Origin of the sequence: Marinimicrobium agarilyticum DSM 16975, assembly GCF_000423345.1 — a bacterium.
In the GTDB taxonomy this organism is placed as follows: domain Bacteria; phylum Pseudomonadota; class Gammaproteobacteria; order Pseudomonadales; family Cellvibrionaceae; genus Marinimicrobium; species Marinimicrobium agarilyticum.
Window position 1 is genome coordinate 64,932 of sequence record NZ_AUHU01000012.1, and the last position, 19,427, is coordinate 84,358.

15 protein-coding genes are annotated in these 19,427 nt (G+C 58.4%); 4 read left to right on the forward strand and 11 right to left on the reverse strand.

Going from position 1 to position 19,427, the window contains the following annotated elements:
* Positions 1–46: 46 nt before the first annotated feature.
* From G547_RS0112745 to G547_RS0112795, 11 genes are all read right to left on the reverse strand, one after another.
* Positions 47–2,836 (reverse strand): TonB-dependent receptor, encoded by a 2,790-nt coding sequence (locus G547_RS0112745; RefSeq protein ID WP_027330192.1) that lies wholly within the window; start codon positions 2,834–2,836, stop codon positions 47–49.
* Between the two features lie 256 nt (positions 2,837–3,092).
* Positions 3,093–5,399: an agarase gene (locus G547_RS0112750; protein WP_157209872.1), complete on the reverse strand. Its 2,307-nt coding sequence runs from the start codon at positions 5,397–5,399 to the stop codon at positions 3,093–3,095.
* A gap of 11 nt (positions 5,400–5,410) precedes the next feature.
* Positions 5,411–6,052 (reverse strand): bifunctional 4-hydroxy-2-oxoglutarate aldolase/2-dehydro-3-deoxy-phosphogluconate aldolase, encoded by a 642-nt coding sequence (locus tag G547_RS0112755; RefSeq protein ID WP_027330194.1) that lies wholly within the window; start codon positions 6,050–6,052, stop codon positions 5,411–5,413.
* Between the two features lie 12 nt (positions 6,053–6,064).
* Complete coding sequence (locus G547_RS0112760; RefSeq protein WP_027330195.1) at positions 6,065–7,066, reverse strand: sugar kinase; 1,002 nt, start codon at positions 7,064–7,066, stop codon at positions 6,065–6,067.
* Complete coding sequence (locus G547_RS0112765) at positions 7,063–8,343, reverse strand: MFS transporter (protein ID WP_027330196.1); 1,281 nt, start codon at positions 8,341–8,343, stop codon at positions 7,063–7,065. The genes G547_RS0112760 and G547_RS0112765 overlap by 4 nt, the downstream gene beginning before the upstream one ends.
* Before the next feature lie 28 nt (positions 8,344–8,371).
* Complete coding sequence (locus G547_RS0112770) at positions 8,372–9,526, reverse strand: mandelate racemase/muconate lactonizing enzyme family protein (RefSeq protein WP_027330197.1); 1,155 nt, start codon at positions 9,524–9,526, stop codon at positions 8,372–8,374.
* A complete protein-coding gene (locus G547_RS0112775; RefSeq protein ID WP_027330198.1) occupies positions 9,523–10,197 on the reverse strand; it encodes a GntR family transcriptional regulator in 675 nt (224 codons plus the stop codon). The genes G547_RS0112770 and G547_RS0112775 overlap by 4 nt, the downstream gene beginning before the upstream one ends.
* A 224-nt stretch (positions 10,198–10,421) precedes the next feature.
* Positions 10,422–11,897, reverse strand: a complete 1,476-nt coding sequence (locus G547_RS0112780; RefSeq protein ID WP_084645988.1) for a carbohydrate-binding protein — start codon at positions 11,895–11,897, stop codon at positions 10,422–10,424.
* A 276-nt stretch (positions 11,898–12,173) separates the two neighbouring features.
* Positions 12,174–12,866, reverse strand: coding sequence for an SDR family NAD(P)-dependent oxidoreductase (locus G547_RS0112785; RefSeq protein WP_036188496.1), 693 nt, complete (start codon positions 12,864–12,866; stop codon positions 12,174–12,176).
* Positions 12,867–12,883: 17 nt separating this feature from the next.
* Complete coding sequence (locus G547_RS0112790; RefSeq protein WP_157209873.1) at positions 12,884–14,074, reverse strand: DUF6786 family protein; 1,191 nt, start codon at positions 14,072–14,074, stop codon at positions 12,884–12,886.
* A 100-nt stretch (positions 14,075–14,174) separates the two neighbouring features.
* Positions 14,175–14,951, reverse strand: coding sequence for an IclR family transcriptional regulator (locus tag G547_RS0112795; RefSeq protein WP_027330202.1), 777 nt, complete (start codon positions 14,949–14,951; stop codon positions 14,175–14,177).
* A 175-nt stretch (positions 14,952–15,126) separates the two neighbouring features.
* Here G547_RS0112795 and G547_RS0112800 point away from each other — a divergent pair, with 175 nt between their 5' ends.
* Genes G547_RS0112800 through G547_RS0112815 form a run of 4 tightly spaced genes read left to right on the forward strand, consistent with a single transcriptional unit; the run spans position 15,127 to position 19,399 of the window.
* Positions 15,127–16,278 carry an ABC transporter substrate-binding protein gene (locus G547_RS0112800; protein WP_027330203.1) on the forward strand — a complete coding sequence of 384 codons (1,152 nt, stop codon included), beginning with the start codon at positions 15,127–15,129 and terminating at the stop codon, positions 16,276–16,278.
* Positions 16,279–16,282: 4 nt separating this feature from the next.
* Positions 16,283–17,428 (forward strand): CaiB/BaiF CoA transferase family protein, encoded by a 1,146-nt coding sequence (locus G547_RS0112805; RefSeq protein ID WP_027330204.1) that lies wholly within the window; start codon positions 16,283–16,285, stop codon positions 17,426–17,428.
* Complete coding sequence (locus G547_RS0112810) at positions 17,425–18,579, forward strand: CaiB/BaiF CoA transferase family protein (RefSeq protein ID WP_027330205.1); 1,155 nt, start codon at positions 17,425–17,427, stop codon at positions 18,577–18,579. The genes G547_RS0112805 and G547_RS0112810 overlap by 4 nt, the downstream gene beginning before the upstream one ends.
* A complete protein-coding gene (locus tag G547_RS0112815) occupies positions 18,563–19,399 on the forward strand; it encodes an enoyl-CoA hydratase/isomerase family protein (RefSeq protein ID WP_084645990.1) in 837 nt (278 codons plus the stop codon). Before G547_RS0112810 ends, G547_RS0112815 begins: the two co-directional genes overlap by 17 nt.
* The last annotated feature ends 28 nt before the right edge of the window (positions 19,400–19,427 follow it).

The following is a 19,427-nucleotide window of genomic DNA, read 5'->3' on the forward strand; positions in this document are numbered from 1 at the left end:
ACGGCCTTCCCTGATGGTGCTTAACCGTTAGCGGTAAAGCAGTCGTTTAGAACTTGGCACGAATGCCAATGTTGTAGCGGGCACCGTACTGCTCTGCGGATACCAGCTGGTTGCTGAAACGGCCATGGCGACGAACGGTTTCCTCGGTGATGTTCAAGCCTTCGAGGAAGACCGAGACGCTGTCGGTGATATCGTAACTGGCGTTAAGGTCCCACTGGCCGTAGGCTTCGGTAAACGTCGGCTCGGTGGCGACCTGCGGCTGGCCTATGCTGAGCAGGAAGTCATCCCGCCAGTTGTAGGACAGACGAACCTGGAAAGCGTCTTTTTCATAGAAACCAATCAGGTTGGCCGAGTCACTCAGGCCGGTGAGGGCGAACGCCGAGTCAAAGTCGTATACGTCGTAGTTAACATCACCGTCGACCATGGTGGCATTGGCTATAACGCCGAAGCCGGTATCGTCAAACATATGCTGGACGTTGATCTCCCAGCCACTGACCTCTGCGTCGTCCTGGTTACCCGGTGTGGATGCTTCCCAGGTAATAACCGGATCATCCGAGTCGGAGAGACACTCATCCACGGGTTCACCCTGCGGATGCGGGCAATCCGGGTGCGGATCGATGCTGGGGTCTGTCAAAGGCTGACCGTTGACGTCTTCCAAGATACGGTCTTCAGTGGTCGAGCCGATAAAGTTCTCGACGTATTTCTTGAAGTAACCGACGGAGGCGTAGCTCCCTTCACCGTAGTACCACTCCAGCGACAAGTCCAGGTTTTCCGACTCGTACGGCAACAGGTTGGGGTTACCCTGGCTGATGGTGAATGGGCCACCGGGGCGAGCGATGCCAAACTGTGTTGCCGGGAACATGGCGGAAATGTCGGCCCGTGCAATGGTGCGGCTGTAGGAGAAACGGCCTACGAGATCCTGAGAGAATTCGGCCTTCACGTCCAGGTTGGGAAGGAAGCGAGTGTAGCCCCCTTCGAGGGTCTCTACGGTGGCATCTTCGGTGTATACCGGCCGCAGCTCTTCGAGGTTGAAGTAATTCAGGGCGATGATGCCGTTCTGAATGGAAGAGGCGGTTACGTCGGTTTCTTCCATCCGTACGCCAGTATTGATGCTGATGGGGATGTCGTTGAACTCAGTTTCAAAGTCAAAGGCGACATAGGCCGCTACGGTTTCTTCGGACACACTGTTGAAGGTGCCCGGGTCGGTGAAGTAGGCACCTTGGTCCTGCACCAGATCCAGGAATTGGCCAGCGTCATACTGTACCAACGAGGGGAACAGGTCGTTGGAACCATCGATTTCGTCGGCGAAGTCACCGCGCGGGGTAAAGGACAGGTCCAACGTGGACAGGTCCAAGTCTACCAGGCCGAAAGACTGGCTTCGGCGAGTGTCAACTTCATAGTCAGTCGTGGCAAGGCCGAACCGGATTTCCCGAAGCGCGCCGTTTTCGGCGTTTTCCCAAGTGCCGTCGAACTGAGCCTGGGTGATTTCATTGGTAATCTCGTAGCCACGTTCCTGGAACAGGTCGGAGGCAATGTTATCCGGGTCGAAGGGGTCACCACCCGGCAGGTCGGAACCGTCGACGAATACGGAAGGAACGCCGTCCCCTTCAACATCCAGACCAATGTCCACCTGGCCGACGTTATCGACGCGCGGGTTCTTCAGGTTGGCGATGGTTTCAGACGGTGCGCCATCAGGCTGCGACTCGGATGTAGAGTTGTGTACGTCGAACGCGAGGTTCAACGTGTCGTTGACTTGCCAGTCGACGTTCAGGCCCACAGAGTCGTTTTCAGTGTTGAAGTAGTAATCCCAGGCCCAGAAGTTCAGCTCGTCGTTCAGGTTGCGGGGATTGATAACAGTACCGTTGCTATCGGCGGTGCCATTGGGGTTGTCGAACCAGAAGCTCGTCCGGTTCATGGCGATTTCTTCTTCGTAGCGCGAGGCGACGTAATCCAGAGTAGCGGTAACGTCGTCATTCGGGGCGTACTGTAGAACCAGTTGCCCGTTCTGGCGCTCACGGGAGTGATCGGACACGTCCATATCAAAGGTGTACGGCGCCCAATGCTGGCGTTCCGGGTTCAAGTTGGTATCGATCGCGTCTGTGTCGGCACTGCCGTGGTTCGGAACCCAGCCCTGGGTGCCAACCCGCTCGGAACGGCTATCGCGCTCGGCGTGGGAGAAGGACAACAATGCACCAAACATCCCATCCGCAAAGGTATGGCTGATCATGCCAGAGACTTCCGGAGTGATGTCATCGCCGACTTCGTTGCTGGTGTCCATCACGCCCTTGAGGCTGCCAGCGGCGGTGAAGCCGTCAAAGTCAAAAGGACGGGCTGTCATAACGTTGATGGTCGCACCAATACCACCAGAGGGCTGCGCTGCCTTGCCGGTTTTGTACACTTCTACCCGCGAGACGCTCTCGGCGGCCAGCTCTTTAAAGTTAAAGCTGCGGGTGATGCCGCGCTCCAGCAGGGCGTTGGAGTTGGGCATTTGGCGACCGTTCATGGTAACCAGGTTAAATGAGGGCCCAAAGCCCCGTACGGTGACCTGGTTTCCTTCGTTGTTGGAGCGGTCGATTGATACCCCGGTGACCCGCTGAAGGGACTCGGCCAGGTTGGTGTCCGGGAATTTACCGATGTCTTCGGCAGAAATGGCGTCGACAACGCCGGAGGCGTCGCGCTTGATGTCCATTGCGTTGGTCAAGGACTGGCGAATGCCGGTCACTACGACCTCTTCGAGCAACTGGGTGTCGTTACCCTCTTGGGCAAACGAGCTGACGCTAGTGGCCGCCATAATCGCGGCGGATAGCGCCCCGTATTTGAAAGGGGTTTTAGCCATACCAAGCTCTCCTGATGATGGGTTGTGGTCCAAGGCAATTACTTTGAACGGCCTTCGACTCATTGCTTTTATTGGTTGTGGGGCTTCTTCGTGAGCCCCGTGTCGCTGAGCGGTGGACTACACCACAAATCCCATACTCCTACTCTGCAAGTCTATTGTCAATAGAAAATTGTATACAAAAATTCTGGGCGCATCCTTTATTCATTCCCTCGGCTCAAATTGGGCTGGGAAGGGGGTTCCTCGATGGCCAGGCCCGCTACGGCTTGCCATAACGGACCTCATACAACCGTTTGTTAAATGCCTTCGCGGCCTCGATCATTTCCGGGTAGGGGCGATCGGTGACGCTGACAAAGCCGACGTTGTAGTTCTCTCCGTCGTACGCACGCCCTGTCAGAGGGGAGTCCAGGTATTGAAACCAGTGGGCCCCCACGAAATAGGGGTTCTCGAGCACGCTGTTCATGTAGGCCTTATAGGTGGCCGCTCGGTCGGATTGAGACGTTGTGTGCACCAGGCCGGGGTTGAACAGTCCGCTGTCCGAGGCGCCCATATGGAACTCGCCAATGATGCTGGGCTTATCGACCTCTTCGAGGAACTGCCAGAACTCCGGGTGAAGGCCTTCCTTATAATAGTTATAGCTCATAACGTCGGCATGAGTGGCGGCTGCGGCGCGAATTTCGGGGGTCATCCCCCAGTCCGCAAAGCGTGCCCCCATGTAGAGGTGGTTGGGCAGGTGCTTCTCAACCGCCTTCGCGACAATTGCAAAGTACTCGTTGGCGTAGTGATGAAGCAGTGTCGACAAATCGTCCTGAAGGGCGTCCGGGTAGTGGGAAAGAGTGATGCCGCGGTCGAACGCTTCCCAGTCAGGTACTGCGGCTTCCCATTGCTTGTTGAGCGCGGAGATGGTCGGGTACTTTTCGCGCATCAGCCGGGAGAACTCCGCCTTGGTCGGGCTCTCCTGTGCGTCCCGTTCAAGTGTGTTCAGCACCAGGCCATAGCGCTGGGTGACCGAGCCGCTGGAGCCCCAGCTTTTCTCGTTGTCGATAAAGACCCCGACGCACCATTGGCTGTTCTGGACCTCTGCCGCCACTTGTTTCAGGGTTTGATCGGCCCGTTCGGCAAAGTGGGGGTCAAACGGGTCGGGCAGGGGGCTCCAGTAGTCATTGCCGCTGGAAACGGTCTTGAAATTGCCGATAATCCAGCCGTTGGCAAAGTAGGGGATGCGGTCCATTTGATAAAAGTCGGGGGAGAGCCAGTTCCCGAAGGAGGTGAATCCCCAGCTCAACATCCGGTCCACCGTCGTCTCGCGCCAGGCGCCCATAAAGCCCTCGGGGTGGGTATCACCGTATTTGCGCTCAAGGTTGGCTCGATAAAAGCTGTAGGTTTCCCCTTGTTTCAGCGGACCTGAGTGCACAGAGCGGCGGTACCCAAAGTGTTTGCCCAGCGGCTCATCGTAGCTGGGCAGCCACTGGAACATGTCGGCGCGCAATTCGGACTTCACATGTCGACTGGGGATCGCTTCCTCGCTTACCTGATTGAGGCCCTTGGAGTCTTCCGGAGTGAAGTCATCTTTGGCGCGCGGCTCAATGAATTTATGGTCGACATCATATCCGGTCATGGTCGAGGTGTTGGCCATGCGGACATTGGCAATGCCGTGGGAGAAAAAGAGGTAACCGTCCGGGTCCACCAGGGACCATTTTCCCTCGTGCTTGGCCGTTCTAAAGTAACCGGTCGATTCGAGTTGCGGCCCTTGTTTCCAACCGCCAAAGCGGGATCGTTCGGGCCAAGGGTTTCCCCGCAGGTTTTTTTGTTCGCGCTTGCGTTGCTCGTCCAGCTCTGATTCGTCGGTAATTTTGCCTTCAAAGTCTACTTTGGCGTTTTGCCCAAACCGGTCCACCAACCCGGTCAGGTAGTCGGAGTCCACTTCAGGCTCCGCGAGCAGGCGCATATTATCGATTATCAGCGTGCGGTCGCTGAGCAGACCACGCACCGAAAAGCTTACGTTCTGCACCTCGGACAGATCGATGTTCTTGGTGCCCCAGCGCCAGTCAATGGGTGTGTAATCGGTTTTCCAGTATGGCGGGTTGGCGCGCAGGCCAGAGTCGACGTCGAGATCGTGCCCTTTTAGCTCCATGTAATAGGAAGTGTCACTGAGGGCAGGCACCGCAAAACTGCGGTTGTGCGTTTGCCCTTCGCCATCAGTGACGGTGACGTACAAATGGGTCGACTCATTGAGTGGGTTTTGAATGTCCAGCGCCAGTGCGAAGGGACCGTAAGAAGACCAGTCCCACGGCGTGCTTGGGGTGAACTCGAACCCGGCCTCTTTGTACGCTTTGGCTTTCAGGTGGATGCGCGTTGCCCGGCCACTGTCTGGCGAGGCCACGGACTCTATCAAGGCGTTGTTCACGCTCAGAGCGTCAGGCAGGGACCTTTTGTCGAAAGCAAACAGCGTTTCCAGTGTCTTTGGTTTTTGTACGGCTGTCTGTGAGACAGGGTCTTTCTCTAGAGGCTCGCAGGCGCCCAGTAGTGCCAGTGAAAGACCCAGAGCTATATGAGTTTTTTTCATGAGAGGCTCCGTTATTGAGAGTTGTCCGAATGTAACGCAGTGATCAACTGCCGGATTCGGCGGGTGAGCTCGGTTTTCTCTAGTTCGGTGTGAACCGGGCAAGCCAGGCTTCCCCCGACACCGACACCAATCGCGCCGGTTTGCATCCATTCGTGAGCGTTGGTTTCATCGATGCCGCCAACGGGGAAGAAAGGTGTGTGTAAAAAAGGCCCACGAGCAAGCGCAGCGAGATACTCAGGGCCAAGGGTCCCAGCGGGGAATAGTTTGACGATGTCAGCCCTGGCGGTTTGGGCAGCATGGATTTCAGTGGGGGTCATGGCGCCCATCACGACGGGAATGCGAGCCGAATGTGCGGTGCGCACAACGGACTCGGAGGTGTTGGGCGTGACCAGAAACTCAGCCCCGGCGTCAATGGCTTCCTGGGCGAGTGCCGTGTCGGTAATGGTGCCGGCGCCCACCAGAAGCTGGGGGAAGCGCCGCTTGATGCGGACAATTGCAGAGGTAAAGTGGGGCGTATTGCTGGTGATTTCCACCGCTCCGCCTCCGCCATCGGCAATACATTGCACAATGTCGTCGATCTCGTTGGGATCCTTGACCCGGATGATCACAACGAGCTTCTCGGCAATCAGTCGTTTTACGGTGTGTTCTCTCATGGGGCGCTCCCGCTAGCGGATGATGTGACCGGAGTGGTGGCCGTTGGCGATGTGTTGAATCTCTGCTTCCGAGCACCAGTGCTGGTCGCCAGCGATGGTATGGGCCAGCGCGAAAGCGGCGGCGGCAAACTCAATACAGGCGGGTTCCGGCCAGCGATTGAGGTAGCCGTGAATCACACCGGCGGCGAAGGCATCGCCGGTCCCCAGACGGTCCAGAATCCCGACGCTGATCTGCTGTGACTGATGCTGGCCCGCGTCCGACACCAGAACGCCGGCCACCGTGTTGTGATTGGCATCGTGATGATTCCTGGCGGTGGTGGCAGCGTCGACACCGAAGCGCTCTCGGAGAGAGGTCGCCGCCCCCGTGGCAACGGCCAGGGCGTCACCGGTGTAGTGCTCGTCAAAAACGTCGGCCATAACGCCGGCGTTGCCCAGGGCGAGGTCCGTGTGTTCGAGAATGCGCTCGAAGTAGTCCCGTGCTTTTTCGGGGCGTTCCCACAGCGTGCGCCGGAAGTTCAAATCAAAACTGACGGACAAGCCCATGGCCTTGGCGGTGCGGGCCGCCTCGACGGTGGCCTCCGCGCATTGCGGGGAAATCGCCGGGGTGATGCCCGATAAATGCAACCATTGCTGCCCTTTGAGAACGGTATTCCAGTCAAATTCTTCGGGCGCCATTTGGGCGAGAGCGGAGTAAGCGCGGTCGTAAGTAACACGAGAGGGGCGGATGGAGGTGCCCAGTTCAATGAAGTAGGTTCCCAGGCGTTCGCCGCCCCGTTGAATGTGGCGTGTGTCGATGCCGAAGCGACGCAGGCTTGTAACTGCCGCTTCCCCGACCGGGTTGTTGGGGATTTTGGTGACCATGTGGCAGTGGTGCCCCAACAGTGCCAGGGAGCTGGCAACGTTGCTTTCCGCCCCGGCGAAATCCATATTGAGTGTCTGACTTTGAGGCAGCGTGTCGAGATGGCGGCCGGGTGTCAGCCGCAACATGATTTCGCCAAAGGTCATAAAGCTCATGACGTTGACTCCTCGGAAAGCTTGGGCTGCAGTTGGATGCGTTCGACTTTGCCGACCAAAAACAGGTAGGAGAGTAGGCCGACCACTGCGAGACCGGTCACCAGGAACAGGGCCGGTCGGAAGTCACCTTCGCGGGCGAGAAAGCCGATGGCCACGGGCACGGTAACGGCTGAGAGGGCACCGATAAAGTTGAAGCACCCCCCCACCAGGCCGACCATGTTTTTAGGCGCCAGCAAGGATACAAACACCCAATTAATGGAGGCGAGGCCGTTCCCAAAGAAAGTGAGCGAGAGAAAGAACGTCACCCAGAAGGTGCTGTCCGCATAGTTGGCGCCCATGACAGAGCTGGACAGCAGCAAACCGGCAATGATGGGGGCTTTGCGCGCAACCTCGTTGGAAAAGCCCTTGCGGACCATTAAATCGGAGAAAAAGCCGGAGAGCAGCACACCACAAAAGGCCGCCAAAAATGGCACGGAGGCGAGAAAGCCGGTATTCAGGGTGTCATAGCCCCGGTACTCTTTCAGGTACGTCGGGAACCAGGTCAGAAAAAAGATGAGCGTTCCGCCCAGGCAGAATTGACCGATGTACACGCCCCACAGTTTGCGGTTGGAGAACGCCACCTTCAGGTTGTACCAGGAAAGGCCGGCTTGCGGTTCGGCCACTGGCGGTTTTTCTCCTGCCTCGCGCGGTTTTTCGTCGGGGTCCCGGTACACAAAAAACCAGACCGCTGCCCAAATGAAACCGATCAGGGCCGAAACGATAAACAGGCCACGCCAACCAAACAGGTCCTGAATAAAGGCGAGTACCGGCATTAGAAAAGCCAACCCGATGAACTGACCCGAGGTGTAAATCGCAATGGCGCTGGCTCGCTGTTCCACTGGAAACCAGCGCGTCACAATTTTATTGTTGGCGGGGTAGGAGGGGGCTTCAAAAAAACCGATGGCCATTCGACAGCCCACCAGGGCGGCCATTGAACTGACCAACCCCTGGATAAGAGTGGCCATCGACCAGGCCACCAGAATAAAGGGGTAGAGAATGCGGGTTTTTACCAAGTCGACCACCATGCCCCCGGGTATTTGCATGATGGAGTAGGTCCAGGCAAAGGCGGAAAACAAGATGCCCATCTGTACCGTCGACAGTCCCAGGTCTTCCGACATGGCGCTGGCGGCCACCGAAATATTGGTCCTGTCCATGTAGTTGATGACCACACTGATGAAAATCAGCGCCAGGATGGTGCCTTTTTTACGGGGCTTGTGGGGTTGCTCGGATGCACTCATAAAATGGATACCGGGTTGTTATTGGGGGTTACCAGTTGGTGTAGGAGCCGTCCGGTCTGATCAGACGCGGCGGTTCCCAAAACTCAAAGTGTTGCGACTGGATGGCGGTCTCATCGACGTCTATACCCAGGCCGGGGGCATCGCTGACCGTGAAGTGGTTGTCACTCAGGGTCGGTAGGGCTCCAAAAACCCGCTCGTGCTCACTCATGTCTCCGTCGTAGGGCGACAGCTCCAGCCAGGCCAGGTTGGGAATGGCCGCGCAGTAGTGAACAGATGCGGCCGTGCACAGCGGGCTTAGCGGGTTGTGCGGCATCATGTCGATGTACTGGCTTTCGCACATGGCGGTGATTTTGGCCGCTTCGGTAAACCCGCCGGCATTGCACAAATCAATACGCCCGAACTGCGTCAGGTTCTGATTCACGTAGGGCGCAAAGGCCCACTTGCTGGTGAGCTCTTCACCAATGGCCAGGGGAATATCCACCGATTGCCGAAGAGCCTGGTAGGCGGCGGGGCTTTCATCCCGAATGGGCTCTTCCAGAAAGTCCAGAGTGCCGGTGGGCATGCGCTGACAAAAAGACAGGGTTTCCGCCACGGACAGCCGGTGGTGGTAGTCAATGCCCAGCACGGTTTCGGGGCCAAGTTGCTCTCTCGCGCGCGTCAACCAGTGCGCCGCGCTGGCCAGTGAGCGCCGCGGGTCAAACTCGGTGGCCTGGCCGGGGCGGCCGTGTTCACCGGTGGTGGCTCGGATGACGGACCAGCCCTCGCTCTGCTTTTGCAGAAGGTCGTCTACAAAAGCCTCGCCGAAGGGCAGGGTGGAGGTGATAAACAGAGGAATACGCTCGCGCTGCTTGCCGCCAAGCAACTGATACACCGGTTGGTTCAGGGCTTTACCCAGCAGGTCGTGAAGCGCGATATCAATGGCGGAAATGGCGGCGGAGAGCACCCGTCCACCCTCGAAATATTGGCTTCGGTACATCTCTTGCCAAAGCGCTCCGATATCGGTGGCGGACCGCCCGATCAGAAATTCCCGGAAGTGCTCAATGGCTCCCACGACGGCCCGTTCGCGACCCGAGAGCCCGGACTCGCCCCATCCGTGAATTCCCTCGTCGGTTTCAACCTTGACCAGACAGACGTTTCGAAAGCCCAGCCAAAAGGCGTAGGGCTTGATGGCGGTAATTTTCATCGGTGTGACCTGACCAGCCGGGACCAATAGTCCCCGCCGCTGTGAATATGTTGGACCAATGCGGCGCGGGCTGCGGTTTTGTCACGCTGACGCAGCGGCGCAATGATGGCTTCATGCTCATCAATGGCGGTTTGAATGCGCGAGCCACTGATGGGCATGTTGGCGTGCAGGGCCAGCAGCCTCAGCCGCTGGCGTTTCCAAAGGTCGACCACATCCCGGTTGTAGTGGTGGCGGTACATCTCCCAGTGGAAAAGGGTGTCCAGCTCCTTGAACCGGTCGACGTCTTTGGTGGTGAGCGCCTTCATCTCTTCGAGCAAAGCCTCCAGGCGGGCCAGCGGGGCTTCCGTGTGCTCTTCGATAAACCAGTCCAGTAAATAGGGTTCCAGTAGCTGCAACAGTTCATAGACGTCGCGCATGGTGGTGTACTCGAAGTGCATGACCCGCGCGCCACTGTTGCGCTGAAAACTCACCAGACCTTCGCCCTGCAGTTGTTTGAGGGCTTCCCGCACCGGGTTGATGCTGGTGGCATAGCGTTGCGCGAGAGCAGTGGTCACCAGGCGGTCACCACTCACGAACACCCCCCGGGCGATGTCCTCCAGCAGGCGGGTATAGACGGTTCCGGGCTCACTGAAGAGGCGGGAAAACAAAGATTCTTGCGTGTTATCAGTCATAAATTATGTGCAATCATTGTAGACAATAAACATAATAATGTCTGTGTTTTGGGTGAATTGCAAGGGGTGAGCGTAGAGGCAGCAGCGAGCGCGGCTGTTTAGAGCTGTCGGGCGCCGGGGCTCAAAGGGGCGCGAGCTAGGGGGAGAGGCTCTCTGGAGGGGAAGCCCCGCCCGGAAGCGAGCGGGGCCATTGCGGGTGTTATTCACCCGCTGCAAATGGTGGGCTAGAGAAATTCGTCAAAAAATGACTGGTGGTTGTGCAGGTGGTTAAACCCGAAGATCCAGGTATCTTCCACGGTATCTGAGAAGTCCATGCCGCCGTCACGAATGGTGGGGTTTTTCCAGCCGGGGTGGTGTTCAATGCTGTAATCCGCAACTCGTTTGGCTTCGGCCCAGATGTCACCGACCTGCGAATCGTTCAGCACGCGACTCCATTGGCTGGTGTCTTTGCTGTTAAAACCGGGGGAGCCGTTGCCGACAGAGTTTCCGTCGTCAATTTTGCGGTAATCCGTCTGGTTTTGAACGTAGGTGAGGTCAGCGTTGGTGGTCTGGTCCTGATTCCAGTTGCTGTGCTGAACCAGATGGATACGCTGCTGGGTATTGATGCCCGGCATATCTTGCTGAATGCGACGCACCAGGTCGGCGCTGAAGTCGGACTGGCCGGCCTCCTGAATCCAGATGTCGCCCCCGCTACTCAGCACCGATGAGGCGATACCGTAGACCTCGTTTAGCGCGCCGCTGCGGTTGTTGTGGGCATCGGACCAGCGGTTGTTCCCGAACGCCAGGTTAAACAAGTGCTCCGCCTCAATGTAGGTACCCCCTTGCGTGCCGTAGGCCCCGGCAACGGCGTGGTAGTTCACGTTCTGGAAACGGCTGTCGTGCAACATGGTGGCAAAAGCCGCGACGGTATGGAGGTCGTCCGGGTCCGGGCGCAGGTCATAATTGGCCAACAGCAAGTCTTGGCTGGCGTCGAAATGGCCAATCATTTCGCTTCCACCGCCATTGTCGCCACCGGCTTGGGCGAGCTCAAACCAGTTGAGGTTGAAGCCTCCGGATTGCACCTGAACCCTCAAGGTGTGATTGCCGGCGGAGAGTTGCCCTAAGTCAACTGTTAGCGTCTGCCAGCTTTGCCAGCCCCCGGTGGCGCTGACCTGGATGCCGCCGGCACGCTGGCTGCCGTCGATCTCCAGGGTGAACAGGCCACCTCCGGGGTTGGAAGCGACCCGAATCTTGGCCTCATAAGCGCCGGCCGTTTGTACGGACAGGTCGTATTCCAACCACTCGTTGGTTTCGATCCAGCCGACGTTGTATTCGCCGCCGTTGTCAGTGGTGGTTTGGATGTCCACGGCGTCCTGGCGGTATTCGCCGCCGAGGTTTTGAGCGGTGGTATCGGAAAAACGAGCGTAGTCCTCCGCCTGCACATAACCGGGCACCGAGTACCGGTTGTCAGACCCCGGATCGGTGTCGCCGCCATCGTCCAGCTCGTCGCAGCGTTGGCCGCCGCACATGCAAACGCTTGATGAGGACCAGCTGTTGGCACAGTCGGTCGCCTGACTGCCAAACAGGGATTGGCATTCGGAGGTGAGGTCGCACTGGTCCTGTGCCAGAGCGGGGCTGTGAAGGCCAACGAGCAATGCCGCCGTGACCAGGCCTTTGAGCGCAAGCTCAATGGGTGTTCGCACACTGTGAATCAACTTCATTGTAAGCTCCTTAGCGTGTGGTGCCGCACGCTTACCCCTTGCGTCACCGTTGCGAGAATGTGAGGTGAATGGAGTGCTGCTGTGAGGTGACCGCATTCGCCGCGATGCACCTCGGGAGCCATGGTAAGGAGGGTGTTGAGGGGAATCTGCCTAATTGTTCACAGTTAACATTTTTCGGTCCTTGATTGGCATTTTAGCCCGTTTTTTGGCGTTTTTCGCCGCTTTTTATGGGTTTTTGGGCGACAGTCGAGGGCGATAAGGGCTTGCCCGAACGACTTACCAGCGTATGGGCGCTCCCTCCGAGTCAAAAAAGCCACCGGATTGCTCGAGCTGCAGTTGTTCGATGGTTTGTGCGATCGCTTGCGCCGCCTGTTCCACAGAGGTGGGGGCATCGTTGCCTCCCATATCGGTCTTGACCCAGCCGGGACTGATTGCCGCGGTAATAATGCCGCGCTCCGCCAGTTTGTGCGCAAGCCTGTGGGTCAGCAGATTCAGCGCCACTTTGCTCATGGCGTATTCCTCAAACGGGCCGTCAGCCCCGATATTTTCCGCAATTGACGCCAGGCCGGAGCTGAGCTGGATAACGCGGGCTCCTTGGGCGAGGTTGTCCCGCAGGGCTTGTATCAGCAGTGCCGGCCCGACCGCGTTGCTCTGGTAGCTGTCGATAAAGGCGGCTCGTGTCCAGCTTCCCAGAGGCTGGTGGTTGGTGGTGCCGGCGTTGTTGATCATGATGTCGATAGGGCCCACCGCTTTAAGGCCCTGAGCGCACTGTTCAATCGATAGGTCGTCCTGTAAGTCCAGCGCGACCGGTGTCAGTTGCCCGCTGGCGTTTTTCGCCGGTCCTTTCCAGCCCTCGGTGCTACTGCCGGGGCGGTGGGTCGCCAGTACGTGATGCCCCTGGGCGAGGTATTGTTGCACCAGACCCAGGCCGAGGCCCCGGTTGGCACCGGTAATCAGAATAGTGGCCATTGCTATTTCTCCGTCAGTTAGTCGGTTGTATCGGCGGCCTGCGCAAACTGGCGCTCTATGGTGTCCAGGCTTACGCCCAGCGTTGCTTGTGCGAGCCTGTTCAATGCTTGCCGATCACCCTGAAAATGCAGGGTAGTCTGCTGGTGGTGGGCGCTTTCGCCCTGTGTGAGCCGTAGGGCGGGGGAGGAGGATTCAAGCTCGTAAAATGGGCCGAAACGTTTACCGTCCTCCATTAAGCCGTCATTAAAAACGTTGATCACATCCCCTTTATAAGGCGCTTGCTCTGAAGACAGCGCGCCCGGCAGCCAGGTGGAGTTGACGTAGCGTTTGGCGGCCGGGTCAAAGGAAAAGACCACGAGCGTGAGCCGCTCCAGGGCCGGGTCCCAAGCGCCCATCAAGGGCAGGGTATGTTCGGGTGGGAGGCCGATTTTATTCATGTACTGGGCGTCGGCCCGGTAGTACACAGTACCGCCCACTACTTTCGTGTGAGACGCGCGGGTGTCATTGAAATAGGGTGTGACTCCTGTCGGTTGCCCTCGGGTCGGAATGACGACGGTGTTGTGCGGGCTGGTCTCAAAGGCTCCCAGGTGCCACAGGGAGATCAGGCCGTTCTCGTCCCTCATGGCGCTCCCGGTATTGGTGATTTCCGTTTGCGCTTTGAAGCCGACGTAGTCCAGCCCCTGGGGAAGCTCGACCTTCAAAGCGTTTTCGATATGGTAGGCATCGAGAAGGTGGATACTGCGCTTAACGTCCAGATCAAGCACCTGCCCCTGATAGTTCTCCAGCTGTATCTGTTGGCTGAACACCGCTTCCGTGGCGGTGCGGTGGAGGAGTTGATAGGGCTGCGTGGAGATGGCGGGTTGAAAACGCACGTTATCCCCCGTTTGTTCAACGCCCGGCTCAAAAAACAGGGAATAGGGCCCCGTTTCCGGCCCGAAGCTCAGTCGGTCTGCGCCGCCGACCGCCGCACTGGACACCCGTTCGGCTTGTGCCAAATAGTCCCGGTTGATCCAGCCGTGGCTTTCCCCTTGGTCCCCTCGGGCCGTGCTCACCATCACCCGCCCCTGTAGCTCGGCGAGAACCATCACTTTTCGAGGGCCATCCTCCAATACGACCGGGGACTGGTGGCGAGAGAGAAGCGCTAAATCCTGCGCAAAGGTCGGACGTGCAGGCGCCTGAGAGCAACCCGTCATAAGCGAGATAGACATGAGCAAAACCAGGGAAGCTGAAAGTGAAGAAAACAGACGGCAGTACATAGCACACCCTTATTGTTGACAGTCGTCAGTGTACAATAAGGGTGCGGGGCTGTTAACCGGCTCGGTGGGTGCCCAGCCGCTGGTTGATCTTGTCCGCTGTGGCGAGCACCGCCGCCACAATGGATTCCCGGTCGTGGTGGCGACCGAGGGTGGAGGTGAGCGACGAGGCGGCGACCGCTGCCGTCAGCCCCGAACCCGCCATGCCCACAAAGGCCGCACAGTCCGTAACGCCCATGGTGATGTCGCTGGGCGCGAAGTGATAACGGTCCCGCCGGATGGTCTCCAGTTCGGCGAGGAGCTGCTGTTTTTGTTCGGCGCTGAGGTGAGGTTCCTGCCCGGCGTCGATCAGCAGCTTTTCGAGCTGCTCCTCGCTGTAGTGCGCCAGCAGTACGCGCCCGGAGGTCGTCGAGAAGAGGGGGAACAGGGTGCCCTCGGAGATAGAGAGCGACACTGGCTCGGGGCTTTTTACCTGGCTGACCACCATCAATTTTCCCTCATAAGGCACGCTCAGGTGGCAGGACTGCCCCACGGTTTCGGCCAACTCCATCATGGGAAGCTGCGCCGCCTGCGTCAGTTGCTCAATGGGGGAGTGGGTGTGCGAGAGCGTGTACAACTTCAGTGATAAGCGATACTTGCCCGAGGACTCGTCCCGCAGGATATAGCCGCGTGCCTCCAGCCCCACCAGAACCCGGTAGATTTCATTGGGGCTGCGCCCCAAGCCGGTAGCGATCTCCGCTTGTGACAGGGGGGCTACGTTGTCGGACAGGTGCTCAAGGATATCCAGCCCCTTGTCCAGGGCCGGAGCAGAGTATTTGGCGGTTCGGTTCATCGTCGCTTCGTAGCTCCATCGGTTATACACCAGCAGTATCGCAACCTCCGGAGCGGGACTCCAGGGAGCGTGTACGTCATTTGTGCAGTGCCCAAAAAAATTGGTTGAAAGAAAACTGTCGACAATTTACCATAGAATTCATCATTTAGATATGAATGAATTGAGCGGAGTTGAGATGAGTCAATCGGTTACTGAATTAAAAGGCATCACTTGGGGGCACACCCGGGGCTACGTGCCCATGACAGCGACGGCCCAACGCTTTGAAGAGTTGAACCCGGGGGTGCGCATCACCTGGAGTAAACGCTCCCTGCAGGCTTTTGCGGACCAGCCCATTGATGAGCTGGCGAAAGAATATGACTTACTGGTGATCGACCACCCCTGGGCCGGCTTTGCCGCTCAAACCGGGGTGATTGTGCCCTTGGAAGATTGGGTGGGTGAGGACTTTCTCGCAGACCAGGCGGCGAACACGGTTGGCCATTCCCACGAAAGCTACCGGTATGCCGATCAACAGTGGGCTCTGGCCATTGATGCCGCCACCCCGGTGGCCGCCGCACGTATGGACTTGCTGGAGGAGGCGGGCGTGGGCATGCCCCAGACCTGGGATGACCTGATGGCCTTGGCCAAGCAGGGCAAAGTGGCCGTGCCCTCGATTCCGCAGGATACGTTGATGAACTTCTACATGCTGTGTTGCACCCTGGGGGAAGACCCCTGTGTCAGCGACGGGGAAGTGGTCAGCGAAGCCGTTGGCACTGAAGCCCTGCAGCGGTTGCGCGACCTGTCCGTACACCTGGACCGCCAATGCTTTGACTGGAACCCCATCAAAGTCTATGAGGCGATGACGCGGACTGACGATTTCGCCTACTGCCCCTTCGCCTATGGGTATGCAAACTATGCCAAACCTAATTACGCACGTCGGTGCCTGAAGTTTGCGGACGTAGTGGCGCTGGAAAACGGCGAGCGCTGTCGGACCACGTTGGGGGGCACAGGCCTGGCCATTTCTGCCAGCTCCAACCATAAAGAGATAGCGGCGGAATACGCCCGGTTTGTCGCTAATGCGGACATGCAGAAAGGCTTCTATATTGAGTTTGGTGGTCAGCCGGGTTATCGCCAGGCGTGGTTGGATGAAACCGCCAATCAGGTGTCCGACAATTACTTTGTCGATACGCTGCCTGCACTGGATCGCGCGTTTTTGCGGCCCCGCTACCACGGCCATATGAATTTTCAGGACAACGCCGGTGCCCCGATTCGCGAATACCTGATGGACGGGGGCGACGAAAAGGCGCTGCTGGCGCACCTGAATAAACTGTACCAAACCTCGAAAGGCTGAACGTATGAAACTGCCGCTTGAGGGCCTGACGGTTCTCGAATTCAGTCAGTATTTGGCGGGGCCCTACGCCGGTTTGAGAATGGCAGACCTCGGCGCGCGGGTGATCAAAATCGAGCGCCCGGGCGCTGGCGATGCCTGTCGGAAGTTGGCGACTAAAAACCTGTGGGCGGACGGAGATTCCGTCCTGTTTCACACCATCAATCGTAACAAGGAAAGCTTTACGGCCAACCTGAAAGACCCGGACGACCTGGAGCGGGTGCGCCGCCTGGTGGCACAGGCAGATGTAATGACCCATAACTTTCGCCCGGGCATTATGGATCGCCTGGGGCTGGACTATGACAGCGTCTACGAGTTGAACCCGAGCATTGTGTACGGTGAGGTCAGCGGTTATGGCGAGTCAGGCCCCTGGCGCGACCGGCCGGGTCAGGACCTGCTGGCGCAATCGGTGTCCGGGCTGACCTGGTTGAGCAACACGGCGGATAAACCGCCTACGCCCTTTGGTATTGCGGTGGCGGACATGCTGTGCGGCACCCACTTGGCGCAGGGCATTCTGGCCGCGCTGGTGCAACGTAGGCGAAGCGGGCAGGGCAGCAAGGTCAGCGTCAGTTTGCTGGAATCCATTCTGGATCTGCAGTTCGAAGGGCTGACGGTATTTCTGAATCAGGGGCAACAAATGCCCCAGCGAAGCGCAGTGGCCGGAGCGCACGTCTACCTCGGTGCGCCCTACGGCATTTATCCAACCGCCGATGGTCATATTGCGCTCTCTATGGGCTCCCTGGAGACACTGTGCTGTGCCCTCGGTTGCACCGGCCTGGAGATGTTCGATACGCCCCAGGCGCAGTTTGACCACCGCGATGACATCAAGGCCCGCCTCTCCGAACATTTGCGCACGCAGACCACACACCACTGGCTCTCGGTGTTGGAGCCGGAGGGCTACTGGTGCTCGGACGTGCTCGACCATCAGCGTTTGACCGAAGAAGAGGCCTACCAGGTTTTGGAAATGGAGCAGACGGTCTCCAGGGGAGACGCGGTCAGTCTGCGGACGACTCGCTGTCCCATCCGAATCAACGGAGAAAAGTTGTTTTCTTCCCGAGCGGCACCGGTCTTGGGTGATTCGACCGAACGGATTACGAAGGAGTTCTCGCTGTGACCAGACCACTTGAGGGGATACGCGTCCTCGACTTTACCCAGTTTCTGGCCGGCCCGGTCGCCACCCTGCGGCTGAGTGACTTGGGCGCTCGGGTCATAAAAGTGGAGCACTACGAGCAGGGAGATCTCACACGGAAAATTTACGCACCTCAGCTGAACCTCGATGGTGAGTCGGCGTTTTTTCAAGCCATTAACCGGGATAAGGAGAGCCTCAAGGTTAACCTTAAAAACGCGGAGGACCATGCGCTGATCTCTCGCCTCGTGGCGGCCTCGGATGTTGTCGTTCACAATTTTCGCCCCGGTGTCATGAACCGTCTCGGCCTCGACTATGACACCCTGAAGAGCGTCAACCCGACGCTGGTGTACGGCGAGATTTCCGGTTACGGGGCAGACGGACCCTGGCGTCACAAGCCCGGTCAGGACCTTCTGGTTCAGGCGTTGTCCGGGTTGACTCAGCTCAGCGGTGCGGAGAGTGACGGCCCGGTGCCCATGGGCCTGGCCGTTGCCGATTACCTGGCTGGCTCGCAATTGGTGCAAGGCGTTCTGGCAGCGCTGGTCAGTGGAGAAGGGACGCGTGTTGAGGTCAGTATGCTCGAAGCGATATTGGACTTTCAGTTCGAGCCGCTGACGTTGTTTTATCAGGATGGTGAACCGGTCAGTCGTGGCGAACAGAACCCCGCCCACTCACTGGTCGCGGCCCCCTATGGACTCTACCAAACGCAAAACGGTTATTTGGCACTGGCCATGGGCTCCATTACCGCATTGGCGGAACTGTTGGCGTGCGAGCCGCTAAAAGCGTACGACGATCCGAGCCGTTGGTTTGAGCTGCGGGACCCCATCAAAAAAGTATTGGCCAAGCACCTGAACACTCAAACTACCGAACACTGGCTGGGCATATTGGAGCCAGCGGACATTTGGTGCGCACCGGTGTTGAACTGGCGCGAGTTGGTTGAGCATGACGGCTTTAAGGCGTTATCCATGCTGCAAAGCGTGACCAATAGCCGCGGCTTTGAGTATCAAACCACCCGTTGCCCCATCCGCTTTAACAATGAGCGGCTCACAGCCCATTGCGCCGCGCCACTGTTGGGAGAGCACAGTGACGCCATAAAATATGAGTTTGCCAACGAGGTTCCCCATGGTTCCCACAACTGATACCAGTGACGCGGCCACAAAAAGTGGCACATCAACAACGGCTGACTCTGTCGTTAGCGTCAGCCTGGCACAGGGTGTTGCGCAAATTACGCTGAACCGTCCTCCCGCGAACGCCTATAACCTCTCGGTCCAGCAGGCCCTTTATGAAGCGGTGGCGGACGTGGACCAGCGCTCCGATGTTCTGGTGGCCGTATTGCGTAGCGCCAGTGATCGGTTTTTCTGTGCGGGTGCGGACATCAAGGAGTTCCAGAGTAATTCCGTGGCGGACAATCAGGCCATGGTCGAACAAGCGCGTCGAACGCTGGGCGCCATGGAGCGCAGTGGCGTGCTCTTTATCGCTCAAATCGGCGGCCACGCCCTTGGCGGTGGTCTGGAGCTCGCGATGGCGTGTGATGTTCGGTTTGCCGCGCGTGGTTCGTACCGTTTGGGGCTGACGGAAATCAAGCTTGGGCTGATTCCCGGTAATGGCGGCACTCAGCGCCTGACCCGTCTGGTGGGAATGCCCCGCGCGCTGGAACTGTTGGCATCGGGCGATCCGTTTGGGGTGGAAGAGGCGGCCCGCTGGGGACTGATCAACCGCCTGTGCGAAGCCGACGCGCTTGAGTCGGAAACGATGGCGTATGCCAAGCAGGTAGCGGCCGGCCCAGCGCTGGCGTTGGCGGCGAGCAAGCGGGCCGTTCGGGACGGCGGTGAACTGCCGTTGGCCGAGGGGCTGGCAAGGGAGCAGGCACTGGCGGACGGCTTATATGACACCCGGGACGCCAAGGAGGGTTTTCAGGCCTTCCTGGAAAAGCGGCCACCCCAATTCACCGGTCGCTAAGCCCTCGGGATTTAGGGGCTATCTGAAA

Coding starts and splice junctions, on each gene's coding strand:
- G547_RS0112795 (WP_027330202.1), bottom strand. CDS start 14,951: ATGAACCGAACCGCCAAATACTCTGCTCCGGCCCTGGACAAGGGGCTG.
- G547_RS0112745 (WP_027330192.1), bottom strand. CDS start 2,836: ATGGCTAAAACCCCTTTCAAATACGGGGCGCTATCCGCCGCGATTATG.
- G547_RS0112790 (WP_157209873.1), bottom strand. CDS start 14,074: ATGTCTATCTCGCTTATGACGGGTTGCTCTCAGGCGCCTGCACGTCCG.
- G547_RS0112780 (WP_084645988.1), bottom strand. CDS start 11,897: ATGAAGTTGATTCACAGTGTGCGAACACCCATTGAGCTTGCGCTCAAA.
- G547_RS0112805 (WP_027330204.1), top strand. CDS start 16,283: ATGAAACTGCCGCTTGAGGGCCTGACGGTTCTCGAATTCAGTCAGTAT.
- G547_RS0112775 (WP_027330198.1), bottom strand. CDS start 10,197: ATGACTGATAACACGCAAGAATCTTTGTTTTCCCGCCTCTTCAGTGAG.
- G547_RS0112800 (WP_027330203.1), top strand. CDS start 15,127: ATGAGTCAATCGGTTACTGAATTAAAAGGCATCACTTGGGGGCACACC.
- G547_RS0112770 (WP_027330197.1), bottom strand. CDS start 9,526: ATGAAAATTACCGCCATCAAGCCCTACGCCTTTTGGCTGGGCTTTCGA.
- G547_RS0112765 (WP_027330196.1), bottom strand. CDS start 8,343: ATGAGTGCATCCGAGCAACCCCACAAGCCCCGTAAAAAAGGCACCATC.
- G547_RS0112815 (WP_084645990.1), top strand. CDS start 18,563: ATGGTTCCCACAACTGATACCAGTGACGCGGCCACAAAAAGTGGCACA.
- G547_RS0112785 (WP_036188496.1), bottom strand. CDS start 12,866: ATGGCCACTATTCTGATTACCGGTGCCAACCGGGGCCTCGGCCTGGGT.
- G547_RS0112755 (WP_027330194.1), bottom strand. CDS start 6,052: ATGAGAGAACACACCGTAAAACGACTGATTGCCGAGAAGCTCGTTGTG.
- G547_RS0112760 (WP_027330195.1), bottom strand. CDS start 7,066: ATGAGCTTTATGACCTTTGGCGAAATCATGTTGCGGCTGACACCCGGC.
- G547_RS0112750 (WP_157209872.1), bottom strand. CDS start 5,399: ATGAAAAAAACTCATATAGCTCTGGGTCTTTCACTGGCACTACTGGGC.